Origin of the sequence: Photorhabdus sp. RW14-46 (assembly GCF_963887965.1) — a bacterium.
Classification (GTDB): Bacteria; Pseudomonadota; Gammaproteobacteria; order Enterobacterales; family Enterobacteriaceae; genus Photorhabdus; species Photorhabdus laumondii.
Genome location: NZ_CAWPHH010000009.1, coordinates 116,968 through 132,972 on the forward strand (window position 1 = coordinate 116,968; position 16,005 = coordinate 132,972).

Annotated in this window: 17 protein-coding genes and 1 pseudogene; 11 read left to right on the top strand and 7 right to left on the bottom strand. The window is 43.0% G+C overall.

Annotated elements, in window-relative coordinates:
• The first annotated feature begins 8 nt into the window (after positions 1–8).
• Positions 9–998, top strand: coding sequence for a GlxA family transcriptional regulator (locus AACQ38_RS10330; protein WP_011148392.1), 990 nt, complete (start codon positions 9–11; stop codon positions 996–998).
• Positions 999–1,009: 11 nt separating this feature from the next.
• On the opposite strand, the pseudogene AACQ38_RS10335 reads toward AACQ38_RS10330, so the two are convergent.
• The 3 genes and pseudogenes from AACQ38_RS10335 to xreR2 form a co-directional block, all read right to left on the bottom strand.
• Positions 1,010–1,168: pseudogene (locus AACQ38_RS10335) on the bottom strand (CcdB family protein); the annotation flags it as partial.
• Positions 1,169–1,387, bottom strand: coding sequence for a type II toxin-antitoxin system antitoxin CcdA (ccdA, locus tag AACQ38_RS10340; protein WP_165578059.1), 219 nt, complete (start codon positions 1,385–1,387; stop codon positions 1,169–1,171). It lies immediately after the preceding pseudogene.
• Positions 1,388–1,553: 166 nt separating this feature from the next.
• A complete protein-coding gene (xreR2, locus tag AACQ38_RS10345) occupies positions 1,554–1,763 on the bottom strand; it encodes a cell morphology transcriptional regulator XreR2 (RefSeq protein ID WP_011148389.1) in 210 nt (69 codons plus the stop codon).
• Between the two features lie 149 nt (positions 1,764–1,912).
• Between xreR2 and xreR1 the strand changes: the two genes are divergently transcribed.
• Positions 1,913–2,149 (top strand): cell morphology transcriptional regulator XreR1, encoded by a 237-nt coding sequence (xreR1, locus tag AACQ38_RS10350; RefSeq protein ID WP_011148388.1) that lies wholly within the window; start codon positions 1,913–1,915, stop codon positions 2,147–2,149.
• Between the two features lie 285 nt (positions 2,150–2,434).
• Here xreR1 and AACQ38_RS10355 read toward each other — a convergent pair whose 3' ends face one another.
• Positions 2,435–3,631, bottom strand: coding sequence for an aspartyl protease family protein (locus AACQ38_RS10355; protein ID WP_165578060.1), 1,197 nt, complete (start codon positions 3,629–3,631; stop codon positions 2,435–2,437).
• A gap of 379 nt (positions 3,632–4,010) precedes the next feature.
• On the opposite strand from AACQ38_RS10355, the gene AACQ38_RS10360 reads away from it, so the two are divergent.
• Positions 4,011–5,000, top strand: a complete 990-nt coding sequence (locus AACQ38_RS10360; RefSeq protein WP_113049684.1) for a glycosyltransferase — start codon at positions 4,011–4,013, stop codon at positions 4,998–5,000.
• Positions 5,001–5,053: 53 nt separating this feature from the next.
• On the opposite strand, the gene uriH is transcribed toward AACQ38_RS10360, so the two are convergent.
• Entirely contained in the window at positions 5,054–6,004 is a 951-nt protein-coding gene (gene uriH, locus AACQ38_RS10365; RefSeq protein ID WP_011148384.1) for a uridine-preferring nucleoside hydrolase UriH, read from the bottom strand.
• A 265-nt stretch (positions 6,005–6,269) separates the two neighbouring features.
• On the opposite strand from uriH, the gene AACQ38_RS10370 reads away from it, so the two are divergent.
• The 4 genes from AACQ38_RS10370 to AACQ38_RS10385 all read left to right on the top strand — a co-directional run bounded on the left by AACQ38_RS10370 (position 6,270) and on the right by AACQ38_RS10385 (position 10,641).
• Positions 6,270–7,025, top strand: a complete 756-nt coding sequence (locus AACQ38_RS10370) for a helix-turn-helix transcriptional regulator (RefSeq protein WP_165578061.1) — start codon at positions 6,270–6,272, stop codon at positions 7,023–7,025.
• A gap of 232 nt (positions 7,026–7,257) precedes the next feature.
• The gene (locus AACQ38_RS10375; RefSeq protein WP_113026264.1) at positions 7,258–8,562 is read left to right on the top strand and encodes an NAD(P)/FAD-dependent oxidoreductase; all 1,305 of its coding nucleotides are present in this window, start codon (positions 7,258–7,260) and stop codon (positions 8,560–8,562) included.
• Positions 8,563–8,626: 64 nt separating this feature from the next.
• Positions 8,627–8,995, top strand: a complete 369-nt coding sequence (locus tag AACQ38_RS10380; protein ID WP_165578062.1) for a cupin domain-containing protein — start codon at positions 8,627–8,629, stop codon at positions 8,993–8,995.
• 152 nt (positions 8,996–9,147) lie between these two features.
• Positions 9,148–10,641, top strand: coding sequence for an aldehyde dehydrogenase family protein (locus AACQ38_RS10385; protein WP_109791861.1), 1,494 nt, complete (start codon positions 9,148–9,150; stop codon positions 10,639–10,641).
• Positions 10,642–10,722: 81 nt separating this feature from the next.
• Here AACQ38_RS10385 and AACQ38_RS10390 read toward each other — a convergent pair whose 3' ends face one another.
• A complete protein-coding gene (locus AACQ38_RS10390) occupies positions 10,723–11,820 on the bottom strand; it encodes a Fic family protein (protein WP_011148379.1) in 1,098 nt (365 codons plus the stop codon).
• Positions 11,821–12,055: 235 nt separating this feature from the next.
• On the opposite strand from AACQ38_RS10390, the gene AACQ38_RS10395 reads away from it, so the two are divergent.
• Together AACQ38_RS10395 and AACQ38_RS10400 are read left to right on the top strand one after the other, a co-directional pair.
• On the top strand, positions 12,056–12,319 hold the full coding sequence (locus AACQ38_RS10395; RefSeq protein WP_040148927.1) for a type II toxin-antitoxin system ParD family antitoxin: 264 nt from the start codon (positions 12,056–12,058) through the stop codon (positions 12,317–12,319).
• The gene (locus AACQ38_RS10400; protein WP_165578063.1) at positions 12,316–12,621 is read left to right on the top strand and encodes a type II toxin-antitoxin system RelE/ParE family toxin; all 306 of its coding nucleotides are present in this window, start codon (positions 12,316–12,318) and stop codon (positions 12,619–12,621) included. Before AACQ38_RS10395 ends, AACQ38_RS10400 begins: the two co-directional genes overlap by 4 nt.
• Before the next feature lie 68 nt (positions 12,622–12,689).
• Here the strand turns inward: AACQ38_RS10400 and AACQ38_RS10405 are convergent, their stop codons facing one another.
• Positions 12,690–13,349 (bottom strand): response regulator transcription factor, encoded by a 660-nt coding sequence (locus AACQ38_RS10405; protein WP_112872169.1) that lies wholly within the window; start codon positions 13,347–13,349, stop codon positions 12,690–12,692.
• 573 nt (positions 13,350–13,922) lie between these two features.
• On the opposite strand from AACQ38_RS10405, the gene AACQ38_RS10410 reads away from it, so the two are divergent.
• Both AACQ38_RS10410 and AACQ38_RS10415 read left to right on the top strand, forming a co-directional pair.
• Positions 13,923–15,416 (top strand): APC family permease, encoded by a 1,494-nt coding sequence (locus tag AACQ38_RS10410; RefSeq protein WP_113026258.1) that lies wholly within the window; start codon positions 13,923–13,925, stop codon positions 15,414–15,416.
• A complete protein-coding gene (locus tag AACQ38_RS10415) occupies positions 15,391–15,987 on the top strand; it encodes a DUF3156 family protein (RefSeq protein ID WP_202926172.1) in 597 nt (198 codons plus the stop codon). Before AACQ38_RS10410 ends, AACQ38_RS10415 begins: the two co-directional genes overlap by 26 nt.
• Positions 15,988–16,005: the final 18 nt, after the last annotated feature.

The following is a 16,005-nucleotide window of genomic DNA, read 5'->3' on the forward strand; positions in this document are numbered from 1 at the left end:
GTAGAGCAATGATTCACAACATCACCATATTGGCTGTGCCTGACGTTCAGCTACTCGATGTTTCAGGCCCCCTAGATGTATTCGCTGAGGCGAACCGTATATTGCACCGGCAGGTCTATTCCCTGAGCGTGATGTCGACCGGTTCAGACATCATCACTTCTTCTTCTGGCGTTAGGCTGATGGCTGATGTGATTTTGAGCGATACAACCAGCCACTCGGCAGACACATTTCTTGTGGCTGGTGCGCCGGATGCGCATAGCCATACCCTTTCAGAACAGGAGTGTTCTGCAATCATCGAAATGTGTCATCGTAGTCAGCGTTACGGCTCCGTCTGTACTGGTGCCCTGTTGTTGGCGCAGACCGGACTGTTGAAGCAGCGTCGGGTGACAACCCATTGGGAGTGTGCCGAATTGCTCGCGATGCGTTTTCCCGAAATCATTGTCGAACCGGACATGCTCTATGTGGCTGATGGTTCCGTGAGAACGGCGGCAGGTGTGACATCCGGGCTGGATCTGGCGCTCAGGCTGGTTGAAGAGGATCTGGGTCGCGAAATCGCGATGGAGGTGGCAGCAAGTCTCGTCATGTTTTTCAGGCGACCGGTCTGTCAGGGGCACTTTATCCGCAGGAGCCAGTTATCCCTATCCGGGAGAGCCGCTTTTCAGGATTTACAACGCTGGGCGCAGGCAAACCTACAGGGCATAAGTGGCTTGCAGGACATGGCTACACATATGAACCTGAGTATCAGGCATCTGGGACGTCTGTTCCGTCAGGAGCTCAACATGAAGGCAGGAGTATGGCTGGAGCATGCACGTATTGAGAAAGCGCGGACGTTACTTGAGGAAGGCAGGCTCCCGCTCAAGGCAATCCCGGGAGCTTGCGGATACAGAAGCAGCGATGTAATGCGCAGGGCCTTTGTTAAAAATACGGGCATCACCCCCTCTGTTTACAGAAAAATATTCATACAGACGCAGCAGAGCGGCACAAATGAAGAAAACTGAGAGCCAGACGTGGGAAATAGATGACGACTCACCTTGCTTGAAAAATGATGCGCTTCAACTAAAGGAATAGCCATACGCCTTTCTGGTGTTTCAATGATGTCACGTTGTACATCAACAAACATACTGTATTTGCTTTCGCTCCGTTTGTATTGATAAACAACAAATTGCATTTACCAGTTCCTGTTTTCATCAGCAAATGAGCCATATTGTTCAATAAATTGAGCAATTTCTTCCAATCCTTTGCGATTATCTGCTTTCCAACTTTCAGCTTTGATTCGTTGAGCTTCTCTGGTCATGGCTTCATTAACAAAACCTGAAATATTTACACCGGCTGAATTCAGGATCAGATAATTTTCTTTATCAAAAGTTACGTTAACTCTATGTTTCATAGCACACCTCAGAAACACACTTAAAATGAACATGAGGAAATGGATTGCGAGCAGGAAAAGATAAATGCAAACAGCTATAAGTAATCATTACTCTTACCGAATGATATAAAGTAGATTGGAGCAGCTTATCTCATTGATAAACTACTCCACTTTAATTTACAGCCACCTACTTTGTGTACCTCGAAGGCCATATTTCAGCGGGATCGCGATCCAAAGCCGTGGCAATAAGCCGTTGACCTTTTGGCCAGCGGCGTTGCAGGGTATTGGCAAGGGTCGATGATGCTAATCCTGCTTTCCTTGAAACGGCGGCTAGCGATGTGCCACGTTTTTTCAGCTCAGCTATGATGTCTGCTGGGTGCCAGTCTTGATTTTTCATTAATTAATCCTCCGTGTTACGGATAACTTTGATATGAAAAGGTAAGTCGTTACATAGTAGACTATAAGTCACATATGATAACATAACTTACCATAAAAAGTGACTCATAGTCCGTGGTCTGATAAGTAACATCATTCGATACTTATCAGATGAAAAAGCCAAATGCTGTAAAATTCCTTTTTGGACAAAGAGTTAGGTATTTCAGGCAGTCGTCTGGCATGTCTCAGGAAGCTTTTGCCGATAAATGTGGAATTGATCGGACATATATCAGTGGTATTGAGCGTGGGGTTAGAAATCCTACGCTTGAAATCATCAATATTATTGCGAGTGGTTTGCAGATTGAGCTGACAGACTTGTTTGATTTCAGTGCAAAGCCAAAAGGCTAAAATAGTCGCTTTCCCCTTTATTTCTTAGAAATTTTCTTATCTTTTTGTTGGAATGAATTACTATGCTAACCTTAAATAAAGTCGAACGAATGGGTTGACGATAAATTGAAAAATAAGTTTATTGAGGAAGAACCTATACCCTATGGATTTCAAGATGCATCGCGGCGGCAAGGGAGCGAATCCCCGGGAGCATAGATAACTATGTGACCGGGGTGAGAGAGTGCAGCCAACAAAGAAGCAACTTGAAAGATGACGGGTATATATCTCCCTCAATAAATGGCTTTATTAAATAGTTATAATTTTCTGGGTGTTATCTCGTTCAATTTTTATTGTCAATTTACCCGATGGTGTTTCTGACAACTGATTACGAAGATAGGTGATATCCTTAGGAAGGGCTTGTTGACCATTAACTTCCAGTACAATATCACCGTTCTTTAATCCAAATTTTTCGATATCTTTGGGATCGTTGTAAAATATCTCTACTTTGTTATTAAAATAACGGATTGCAATTGTGCGAAGTAATGGACTGTCATAACGGGTGAAATTTTTAGCGTTAAAACAGAGCAGCATTTTATTTGGGATAAACAGATAATTATCAAAACGTGAGAAGAAACTCATACCGAGATTGTAGAGACCACTTTTATTTTCGCCAATTCTCAGACGACCTACCGGCAGTTGCTGTAAATAAAAGCCATCAATCAGATACTCTTTACTACTATCAAGCCCACTAGCGGACGCGTATTTGACACTGGTTCCTTCAGAAATTTTATCTTTGTGCTCTTTTTTCAGATATTCAATAAATTCCTGAGCAACATAGCTGTAATCGGCCCCGGTATCTATATTAAAAACGACATTAGAAACTTGGATTGCGGGAGATTTGCCGTAGCTATCACTGTAAGGTTCACATTGTTGATAATTTAGGATTGAAGGTGCATGTCGCCATACTGTCAATGTGTGGTTCAGGTTATTTATTTCCCAGTTTAGCTGACGAAAAGTATCAATGCCGAGAATACCATCCAGCTCCTGACCAATGGACTGATTAAAGAGACTCATGTCAATGCCAATCCAGGGATCGGAGCCCGGCACTGTATGATTACCGAGGGTAATCGCCAGAGGTTGCCATAATGTTAGGTCAGCTTTGTGTAAGCGTTTTTCACTGGTTGTAACCAGTCCATCGGACAACATACGGTGGAATGTAACCGGTATTTTTGATTCTGGTGTGGTTTGTGTCAGCGTTTTTGCCAGCTTATTATCGATGAAGGTATAACTGGCACCGGTATCCAGCAAGAATTGATATTTTTTACCGGAGATAGTGACAGGAACAATAATCGATGTTGGCTGATGGATGTTCAGCTTAGTAGAAAGGACAGGTTTATTTTTTTCTGGCATATGGATTTTTTCCATATGGCTACAGCCCGTTATCAGCGTCAGCATGCTGGCGGCGATAATTGCCCGGGAGGTTGTTTTTTCCTGTTTTTTCATAATATTAGATTCCTTTTCTAGGAGTGGAAGATAAAAATCCAGGGTCCGGTAAAACCCCACATTATTATCTGCTTTTTACTATATCCAATGGATTTCAAGAACAATAACATCATTACATTAGTTAATGTGAAATGTAGTGAGTAATTGTTTAACTGCGGTTGAACTATTATTGGTTTCAGGGGTAATATTGGTGAAAGTTTCGTCTGTCGGTAAGTTTGAGTGGTAAAAATTATTATTATTTTATTTTTAGGTATAATGTAAAGGTAATAAATATTTATTGGTTTTATATTTATATGTGGAAATTATTTTCCTGATAACTATTTAGATGATGTCAATATAAAAAAGTAACACTTTTGGGCTAAAGGAATATATTGATTTTATGTCTATATCACTAAAACTCAGTATTGTCGTATCTATTTATAATGGAACGCGGTTTTTACCGCAGTTTTTTGTTAATTTATCTCGGCAAAAGCTAGCTAATTTTGAATTAATTTTGGTTGATGATGGTTCAACGGATAATAGTCGCCAGATTATTGAGCAATATGCCAAAAAATTCCCAAAGATAGAAATTATCGCGCAGAAGAATCAAGGGGTTTCTGTTGCCCGTAATACGGGGTTAGTGAAAGCCAGAGGTGATTATGTGGCTTTTCCTGATATTGATGATGTCATTTATCCGGGTATGTATAACCGGCTGTTAGAGATTGCTCAAAATAATGATTTGGATATTGCTACTTGCAACGGTCATTATGTTTATGATGATGGTCGGCCTGCTCGAAAGATTTTTCCTTCCGATCGCCTCTCTTCTACCGCGGTTCTGAGCGGACCAGAATGGTTGCAACAAGCACTGAGTTCACGCAAATTCTTGCATGTAACTTGGCTGAATATCTATAAACGGGCTTTTCTGACAAAACATCATTATCAGTTTGAACCGGGGTTGCATCATCAGGATATTCCGTGGACAACAGAACTCTTGTTGACGGCAAATCGGGTGCAATATATTGATGAATCTTTTTATGATTATCTGATTCACGCCGCTTCGGTGTCCCATGTTCCTGCGGATGATCGTATTAAGGTAAGAACAGCACATCACTATATGAAAATCGTGGAGATGCTGAATAAGATTAATCAGCGCTATCCACAGCAAGTCAAGCAGGTGCCGGCATGTCATTGGCAAATTGCGAAAGAGGGGCTAGGGATTTTGCATACCATTAATGAGATAGAATCCTCTACGATAAAACAACAAATCGTTCATGAATTGTTTGAGCGCGGTATTTGGTCAATGATCTGGAAAAATGCCCGTGGATTTAGATTGCGTTGGCGTTTGGCTCGTCGTTATCCGCGACTTCGAGCGGTGTTAAAAGCCGTTTAAGAGTGAAAATAACGGCTTTAATAATCGTTCCCTACCTGTGGTTATTTTCCATCTTAATCGCAGGTATCGCCGATGTTTTTCAATGCATCAATAATCAATTGCCAGAATCGCTGTTGATCGAGTTTGACAGCAACTTGGGTATGGCAATCTTCTGTTGGCGGGTAACGGAAATCCGCCACTGTCATTCCTACGGTTAAGGTACCGTTCAGTTCAATATTGACGGGGACTTTTTGCGTTGTCATCACTGTAGGATCAATAACATAGGCGACGGCACAAGGATCATGTATTGGCGGGCAGTTGAAACCATGTCTCTCTTGATAACGTTGACCATAGTAATCCAGTAGTTCTACGACAAACCGAGACACTTTGGTATTGATACGTGAAATTGCTTTGGTGATTTCTGGTGTGGCGCGAGCTTGATGTGTCAGATCAAGACCGACCATGGTCAGCGGCCATTTTTCATTGAAAACAATATGTGCGGCTTCCGGATCGGTTTTGATATTGAATTCTGCCACTGCACTTCTGTTGCCGGTGTGATATCCACCCCCCATTAATACCACTTCTTTTACCCGCTCAACGATCTGCGGTGCTTTACGGACGGCGAGAGCAATATTAGTTAAGCTGCCAACGGGGACTAAAGTCACCGTTTTGGGCGGGTGAGACATGATGGTATCAATGATCAGATCCGTTGCGTGGCGGGGATCAAGTGTTCGAGAGTGTTTAGGCAACTTCACGCCACCCAGACCAGATTCGCCGTGAATATCCGATGCCGTTTCGATATCGCGAACGAGTGGCCGATGACAGCCTGAGGCAAAGGGCACGCCGGTAATACCGGCAATATGCGCTATCGCCAGCGCATTGCGAGTGACTTTATCCAGTGTCTGATTCCCGACAACCGTCGTGACGGCTAATAGCTCAATATTAGGGTTGCCATGCGCCAATAACATCGCAATGGCATCATCATGTCCCGGATCGCAATCAAGAATAATTTTTTTGGTGGTCATTTTTACTCCTTGCTAGAGAAAGTGATATAAAAAATGAGCATAATCCAGTTAAAACGTCTATTCCGTGACAAAATCTTAGATCTGGGTGAGTGCTCTCATAAATAATTAGTAAAATGTTTCATAATTGTGATTTGATTAACACATAAACGATAGTTGAGTTGTGGAGCTAGTTTTAGTGTGATTTTTATATAGGTTCGCTATGGAATTGGCGGGCTATATCTGCTTCGGATTTATTATTAATTTATGAATAATTGCGAGGGCTTGAATGGATATTCATGTAGATAGATTATCAACAGTGATTGAGTCGGTGGCAACCAGTGAATTTTATCCTAATTTACTGACTTGGCTGGAACAATTTATTACTTTTGATAATGCTATTGTCTATGCCTTCGAGCAAGGTTCTTCTCCGCGTTGTTTGAGTAAAACCGAGAAGAAAAACAGTGATGCAATAAATCAGATTTATCAACAGGGTGCTTATCTGCAAGATCCATTCTATCAAGCCTTGATAGATGGGGCTGACACTGATCTATTTACCTTACGGGAACTTGTCCCTTCAGGGTTTTATCATACTGATTATTATCTGAATTTTTATCGTAAGACCGGTTGGCAGGATGAGACGGGGGTGTTATTGAAGCTCTCTCCCCAGAGGCAGCTTGGCCTGTTTTTTGGTAAGGAAAATCAGCCATTTTTCATCCAGAAACCACATTGGGAAAACCTGAAAACTGCACTGGAAATTATCCGCAGTGTGGCGCGATTACATGATGATATGACTCAGCAACCACCCGCTGCTGAGATGGTTTGTCTGGATACTCAGACTCGTTATGCCTTGACTCCGAGAGAATGTGAGATTGTGGAGTTGATATTGCAAGGTAAAGGTTCACCACAGATTGCCGAGAAACTTTTTATCAGTACGGGAACGGTGAAAAACCATCGGAAAAATATTTATCAAAAGCTACAAATCAGATCACAAGCAGAACTTTTTAGCCTGTTTATGATGCCTCCTGTCCGTTATTTTGCCTAAGTCACAAATGCTAAAACTGTGTTGCAAATATCCCTAAGGGGACATGGCGATGTGACTCTGCGCTACAGATAATCCGGTGATTATGTTGGATGCTAATCGGGCTATACCCTATGGATTTCAAGATGTATCGAGACGGCAAGGGAGCGAATCTCCGGGAGCATAGCGAACGATGTGACCGGGGTGAGAGAGTGCAGCCAACAAAGAGGCAACTTGAAAGATAACGGGCTATCACATGAACAATCATCTTGATTCATTAACTTATTACGCTGCGACCAAGAAATATGATCTTCGTTTTCCCGCATTACAAGAAGATCTGGATGTAGACGTCGTGATTATCGGCGGTGGATTTTCCGGTATCAATACTGCCCTTGAACTGGCGGAAAAAGGTATCACCAATATTGCGATCTTGGAAAGCCGTCATCTTGGCTATGGCAGTACAGGTCGTAATGGTGGTCAGGTTATGGCGGGTATCGGTCATGATCTGGAGGTGATCAAACGGCATATTGGTGAGCGAGGGTTAGAAACGATCTTTCAGATCAGCAATCTGGGTGCTGGCATCATTCGTGATCGTATCGCTAAATATAATATTGATGCGGATCTCTGCCGTGGTTATGGCTATCTTGGCATGAATAAGAGGCAGGAAAAGACGTTACGTAGCTGGTTGCAAGATTTTAAGGCGGTTTCTCCTGATGAAGAGATTGAGCTTTACACTGGCGCTGATGTGAAAAAGGTGATTGGTTCTGATGCTTATACTTGCGTGTTGAAGCATATGGGGGGAGGGCATGTTCATTCCCTAAACCTGTTGTTAGGAGAGGCAAAGGCTGCGACAGATTTGGGCGTAAAGCTCTTTGAGAACAGCCAGGTACTGAATATTGAATATGGTCCCAGAGTAACGGTTCGTACCGCGATGGGATCGGTTCGTGCTAATAAAATGCTGTGGGCCTGTAACGCCTTTCTTAATAGTGGTCTTGAGCCATATATTTATAAAAAGGTGGTTAACACTTATGCCTTCCAATTAATGACAGAAGTGTTGCCGGATGATTTGATTGAGAGAATCAGCCCAATTCGCGGTGCATACAGTGATATTCGTCCGGTTATTGATTACTTCCGTGTGACGAAAGAAAACCGTCTCTTGTTCGGTAGTGCAACCCCTTTCATTGAGCATATCCCATCTGATTTGAAAGCCTGGAACCGCCACTTGATGCTGAAAGTTTTCCCTTATTTGAAAGATGTGAAAGTTGAACTGGCATGGGGAGGGCCGTTGTGTTGCAGTGCAAACTTGTTCCCACAGATTGGCTCTTTGCCGCAGCACAATAATGTGTTCTATGTGCAGGGATATTCCGGTTTTGGGGTCACTCCAAGCCATATCGTTTGTAAAGTGTTGGCTGAAGGAATGAGTGAAGGATCTGAACGTTATGACCTGATGAGTTCAATTCCTCATGCGAATATTATTGGCAAAGATAAGTTGCGACATCTGATGGTATCAGCGGGCAAAATTTGGCATCAAACGTCAGGGTATTGGAAAGGTCGCCGTTAATTTATTGATATCAATAGTATTCATTGGGCAATTCATAAATTATTTTATTTGGAGCGAGAACATTATGATTAAATCACTTTTACTGAACAAATCCCTGCCTGAATTATTGGACATTGGTAGCGTAAGCAATCTGGGAGCGACTGTGTTGGAAAGCGATCCGCAGGCCAGTATGGCACTGATATTTGGTGAACCAACGGATAACCTGACATGTGGTATTTTCGCTTGTACTCATGGCAAGTTCAGTATGGTGTATCCGTTTGATGAGCACGCAACCGTGACAGAAGGTTCGGTAAAATTGACCGACGTGAAGAGCGGTGAAACCGTTGAATATCATCCGGGAGATTCCTGGTTTGCGCGGAAAGGAACGGAAGTACTGTGGGAAATCACCGCTGACCGTTTTGTGAAGCATTATCTGGCTTGTAATAAAGGTTAAAAAACACTTATACCCAATGGATTTCAAGATGGATCGCGACGGCAAGGGAGCGAATCCCCGGGAGCATAGGTAACTATGTGACCGGGGTGAGTGAGTGCGGCCAACAAAGAAGCAACTTGAAAGATAACGGGTATATTTTATAGAGGTAAATAATGAGTGATATAAACTTATTACAGCCAGTGATGGCCTTTTTGCAACACAATCATGGGCATTATATTAATGGTCAGCCAGTCAGTGGTCAGGGGAGTGAAACATTTTCTGTCATAAATCCTGCGACTGATGAAATCATTGCAACTGTTAATCAAGGCGGTAAAGCGGAAGTTAATGCTGCTATGCAAGCGGCACAGGCGGCATTTCATGGGGTATGGGCCCAAACTTCACCGATGGAGCGCGGTCATTGCCTGAATCGTCTGGCAGATCTATTACTGGCACATCGGGAAGAGTTGGCGCAGTTAGAAACCCTTTGCTCCGGTAAAACCATCCAGTTATCCCGTATGCTGGAAATTGATTCTTCTGCTCAATTCCTGCGTTATTTTGCCGGATGGTCAAGTAAGATCAGTGGCGAAACCTTGAATGTCTCTTTGCCCTCTTTTAAGGGTGAACAATACACGGCGTTTACCCGTCGCGAGCCGATTGGTGTTGTGGTAGGGATTATTCCGTGGAATTTCTCCATCATGATTGCCATCTGGAAAATGGCGGCTGCACTGACTTGCGGCTGTACCATTGTGTTGAAACCCAGTGAATACACCCCGTTGACCATGCTCAGAGTGGCTGAATTAGCCAAACAAGCGGGTATTCCTGATGGTGTCATTAATGTGATTAATGGTTCCGGTTCGGTGCTTGGGCCTGCACTGATAGGTCATCCGTTATGCGCCAAGGTGACTTTCACCGGATCGGTGCCAACGGGTATTGCTGTTGGTAAATCAGCAATGGAACAGGGATTGACTCGCGCCACGTTGGAATTGGGTGGCAAGAACGGTGCGGCGTTTTTAGCGGACATGTCTGTTGAAAAAATTGTCGATGGTATTCTGGAAGCCGGTTATCTCAATCAAGGGCAGATTTGTGCGGCAGCGGAACGTTTCTATATTCCCGCAAGCCATATGGATGATGTGCTGAAATTGTTGTCTGAAAGACTCGCGGCAATGAAAATTGGCTCGCCTCTGGATGACTCAACAGAAATGGGTCCGTTGGCAAACAAAGCACACTATGACAAGATCTTGTCCCTGTTTGAGCAAGCGCGTCAAGAAGGCAGTGAGATTGTTTACGGTGGTCATGCTCTGGCCGGACCGGGTTTCTTTGTGGCACCAACCGTGATTCGTGCTAACAGCCCTGAAGATTCATTGATGAAGGAAGAGACATTTGGTCCTGTTGGGACTTTCCTCAGCTATAACGATGAGGAAGAGCTGGTTGGCTTGATGAATAGCACTCCGTTTGGTTTAGCGGCGAGTTTGTGGACCAATGATCTCAGCAAAGCCATGCGCATGATCCCACGTATCGAAGCAGGAACTGTTTGGGTTAATATGCATACATTCCTCGATCCGGCATTACCATTTGGTGGCACCAAATCCTCAGGTATAGGTCGTGAATTCGGTAGCGCCTTTATTGAGCATTATACTGAATTGAAATCCGTGATGGTTCGCTATTGATTTGATATTCGGATCAAAATAAGCAAGGCCCCTTGATTGAAAGGGGCCATTGTCAAACCTAAGGTCATCACTGGCATTGATTCAACCTTTGTGATTAATAACGTAACGAGTGCTACGACCACCGGCCCCGGTGCTTTCTAAACAATTTAGCTCAACCAAATGTGCCAAGTGTCTGGTTGCAGTGGCGCGACTTACCTTCGCCACCTTTTGATATTGGCTGCTGCTAATGCCTTGCTCAAAATGGCCGTCCAGCATACGGTTTAGCACCTTAGTTTGCTCTGCGGTAAGTTGAGTCTGGTCTATTCGCTGCCAAAACTTAGCTTTTTGCACAACCTGATTAATTTCTTGCAGTTTGTTTATTAAGGTCTCATTCAATATTTTCAGAAACCAAACCAACCAATCAGTAATATCCAAGCCGCCACGTTGAGTATTTTCAAGGAGTTCGTAATACGCCTTACGATGATGACAAATACTTACCGACATTGCATAGAAACGGATTGAGCGGTTTTCGGCTTGAGCAAGCGCAAGGTCTGTTAGAAATCGAGTAATGCGCCCGTTTCCGTCTTCTAAAGGGTGAATTGTTACAAACCATAAATGAACAATTGCTGCTCTGATGATGGGATCGAGACTGGCATCTGTTCGGGATTGGTTGAACCACTCTATAAATTGGGGCATTTCGTCGACCATTCTTTCTGGCGGTGGCGCTTCAAGGTGAACGGTTGGCTTATCTAAACGACCGGATATCACTTCTATCATCCCTTTGCGTAATTTACCTCCTTGTATCGGATTGAACATGGTATAACCTTCAGGGAATATCAACTGATGCCATCTGAGGATACGCTCAAGGGTTAAATCGGAGTGGCTATTTTCTATCACATCAAGGGCAACCTCTGTAATGCCGTCACTCTTCTCTATGATTGGATAAGGTTTTTCTTCCGTAATGCCTAGTCTGTTTGCCAATGATGAACGTATCGAAGCCGCATTCAATCTTTCGCCTTCAATTTCACTTGAATAGAGTATGCTAGATAGAAGGCTATCAAGCGTTGCTTGCTTGGTGTCTTCATAATCAGATTTGCCTAATAACAATCCTTGGTTGAAGTGCACATCTCGCAGTAATGGTGCAATAGTATCGGCATTCCAATGGAATTTCGGCCAGTTCGGTTGTTCCCATATCCACATTGGCTTTGCTTCACCTGTGAGTCAAATAAGGCTTTTATTCTACTCATCAAATGAGGCAAATAGCAATGTCATTTGACTCATTCTGAGCTTTTCGCCTGGTATTTTGTCAACATGAGGTGAAATCACCAATATCGGGAAATAATTAAGTCTCTTGCCTGTCAAAAATTGCCGAAATGATGCCTCTAAATTATACTAATAGTTATTAATAGATATTAAAAACAGTGGAGGCATGACTATGCCGACAAGTGTAGCACTAAGCCCTTATTTTGAAGCATTTATCCGCAATCAGATTGATAGCGGTCGTTATAACAATACAAGCGAAGTCATTCGCGCCGGTCTTCGTGCGTTAGAAGAGCGAGAGCAGCAAGTAAAAGTTGAATCACTCAAAAGCGCTATAATGGCTGGCATCCAAAGCGGTGAAAGTAGAGATGCGGGAGATGTTTTTGACCGCCTTACGCAAAAATACAAGAACATGGCCGAAGGTAGTCAGGGTAAATGAAACTGAGTATTTCGCCTCTGGCAGAACACGACCTTGAAGAAATCGGCGATTGGATTGCACAAGATAATCCTGTAAGAGCGCTCAGCTTTACCAAAGAGTTATACCAGCAATGCTTGTTATTAGCGGAAGCACCCGCAATTTATAGGGAAAGACCTGAGCTCGGGAAAGGGGTCAGAAGCAGCGCTTATGGTCGCTATGTCGTTTTCTTTCAGATTATTGATGATACAGAAGTCCGTATATACCCTATGGATTTCAAGATGCATCGCGACGGCAAGGGAGTGAATCCCCGGGAGCATAGATAACTATGTGGCCGGGGTGAGCGCGTACAGCCAATGAAAGATGACGGGTATAATTTATCAAATCCTACCAATCACAAATACCGAGTAATAAACCCACTGGAAACGAGTTCAGTACGGTTAGTCACTTTTGTTTTGGCAAAAATATTGCGCAGGTGGGTTTTGACGGTAGATAGGGAAATATTAAGTATCTGTGCAATACGTTTGTTACTTGATCCTTCTCTTATTAAATTAATAATTTCTTGCTCTTTAGCTGTCAGAATAGTTGGTGTTTCAGGAAGCAAATCTCTGACAGCTAATTCAATTAATGGCAGAATAGCACTGAGGCGGTTAAAGTCTTTTGGTGTAAATAGGGTATCTCGTAATAAAGAGACGCCGGCAATAATTTGGTTGTGTTGACGGATAAATATTTCGGCGATGTCCTGTATATTATTTGGCTGCATAAATTCATGGTAATATTTATTATGTTTCGTCAGTGTTTTCTGATCCATGCCAACCATATTAATATCACCTTGTTGATAATTAGCTGGTTTTAATGGATCTAAATGCTGAAAATGAGCCAGATAATTCTGGTGGGTTTCGTCTGAGATGCCGTACAGAATGTAATTTTCAGGGCGTAATTCATTATTCACCAGATAGAATGCTGCGGCTGAGATAGGAACCAGATGTGCAATGGTATTTAAGCAACTGTAGATTAAAGCATTTTCACGGCTATTCGGTAGTACAGTAGACAAGGAAGTTCTCCCTTTATACCCGTTATCTTTCAAGTTGCCTCTTTGTTGGCTGCGCTCTCTCACCCCGGCCACATCGTTATCTATGCTCCCAGGGATTCGCTCCCTAGCCGCCGCGATGCATCTTGAAATTCATAGGATATAGAATAATATCTAACTGGATAAATCAATAATGAAGATTAATCGAATGCTAGTTAAAATGCAAAATCAACACAAAATAAACATATTAATAACGTGATATAGATTGCAATAAATGAAATTTCTCACCGTGATGATCACCTGTTAAGAATAGAGGTTTTGGTATATATCTGAAATAATTTCTTAATGCACTTATTAAGTAATCTGTTTTTTATTGATTGATATTTAAGTGATTATTTTTGATTTTTGTTTTTTTCTGGTGTTTTTCGTCACAGCTTTTCGGCTATGAATCCCCCTTTAGGTATCGTTCTTCAGGACGATAGTCGGTATTCCGTTTCACTTTCTATAGTGTATTTATCCGCAATAAATTGTACAAAAAATTCACAAGTAAATCGCTGTGAGCGTTATTTCTACGACCGGAAGTAAAAGGGAAGATAAATGAATATGTCAACACGACTGACTTCGCATATTGAAAAGGGAGTGGTGGGATTTCCTACCGCACTGGCAAGTTCCATCGGGGTGATCATGGCGAGCCCGGTTATTTTGACCGTGACCAGTGGCTTTGGGATTGGCGGTGACACTTTCGTACTGGCAATGTTGATCAGTTTTATCATGATGCAGGCCCAAGTGACGACGTTTGCGGAGGCAGCCGCTATTTTGCCTACTTCCGGCTCTGTTTATGACTATATTTCTTGTGGCATGGGGCGGTTCTGGGCAATTACTGGCGCACTTTCGGCGTATTTGATTGTTCATATTTTTGCGGGTACGGCAGAAACGATCCTCTCAGGTATTATGGCATTAGTGAATTTTGACAGCCTTAATACGATGGTGGAAAGTCATAACGCTTCATGGATGGTCGGTGTTGGGCTCGTTATTACGTTCGGATTACTGAATGCGTTGGGTATTGAAGCGTTCGGTAAAGTCGAAATTGTGCTGACATTCTGCATGTGGAGTACTTTGGTTATTTTCAGTATTTGCGGATTATTAATGCCATTTGCTGTGCCGCTGGAGAGTTGGTTTGGTGAGGGGCTTAATGTAAGCGATCCCTTGGCAGTGCTGAGTCTGGTAGGTATGGCGATGTTTATGTTTGTCGGTTGTGAACTAGTGACGCCAATGGCACCGGAAATTAAAAATTCTGCCAAAGTTTTGCCGCGAGCAATGATGACGGGCCTGTGTGGGGTGGCTTTCTGTATGGGTCTATATGGGGCGTCAATCAGTCATCAGGTAGAAAATGTGTTGGTGGATGTAGAAAATAATGTTCGCTTGCTAGAAACGCCAATGGCCATTCCTGCTTTTGCTGGCCAGGTGATGGGGGATTTTGGTAAATATTGGATTGGTATCGGGTTATTATTGGCGGGAGCGGCAACGATTAATACCCTGATGGCGGCGGTCCCACGTATTCTCTATGGTATGGCATTGGATGGTGCGTTACCGCGTATTTTTGCTTATCTACATCCACGTTTTAAAACGCCAATATTTGGGATTTTGGTTGCGGTAATGATCCCCTGCTTACATGCCTTTATTATTCAAGGTGATTTGAGTCGGATTATGCCTTTGGTGCTGGCAGCGGTATGTGCCTGGTGTGTCGCTTATTTGCTGGTGACATGTTCTGTGATATTACTGCGTATTCGCAGACCTGATTTACATCGTGCTTATAAATCCCCTTTTTTCCCATTACCTCAAATTGTCTCTAGTGTAGGAATTATTTTGGCGATTATTCACATTACACCTCCGGGAATGAATCCCGGTGATGTGTACATTCCATTCGCCATCATGTTGGGTCTGACCGCTAGCTATGCCCTGTTTTGGACGCTCTGTGTACAACGGGTGAATCCGTTTAAACCCGTACCCGTTGAGCAGGTACTTTCACATACTTTCACTAAGGGTGAATTGCCGGAGGTACAACTTGAGCCACTTCGTTCCCTTAATTGAGGGTATTTGGCGGCGGTTAAATAAACCCCGCTATCCTACTGGCTATCAGGCAGGTATAACGCTAAACCGGTTGGAACAGAATTTATCGCCTTACTGTTGTGAGCGTTTATCAGCGGAAAGTTTGCAAGTGACGTTACCTGATGGATTGCAGATTGACGTTTGTGAAAAGCCGAAGACGCTGTTTCTGGCCTATATTGTCAGTTGTTGTTTTCGTTTGCAGGGAATGACTTCACTCAAGGAAAAAATCGTTATTAAAGCCAAGATAAAGGGGATATTTCGGCGAAAAACCGTGACTTATTACTGTTATCATGGTGCAGAATATGGGCAACAGATTATTGATTTACTCAATCAATATCCATTAATTGGAGAAACATTAGCAGAGCTGGATTTCCGGGATCTGGTATTGAATATTCATCAAGGGCAATGGCAACTTGAGGTGGAACATTTTGCTGCTTCTGAGATTGTCAGCCGATTGCCGGCCAGTCGTCGTTATTTGCGTTTGACTTCTGAGCAGCGTTATTTGTTGCTCAGTTCGTTGCTGATGTTTAGTCAACTCATGGAAAAGATCTAATATTTTACAGTGTTGGAT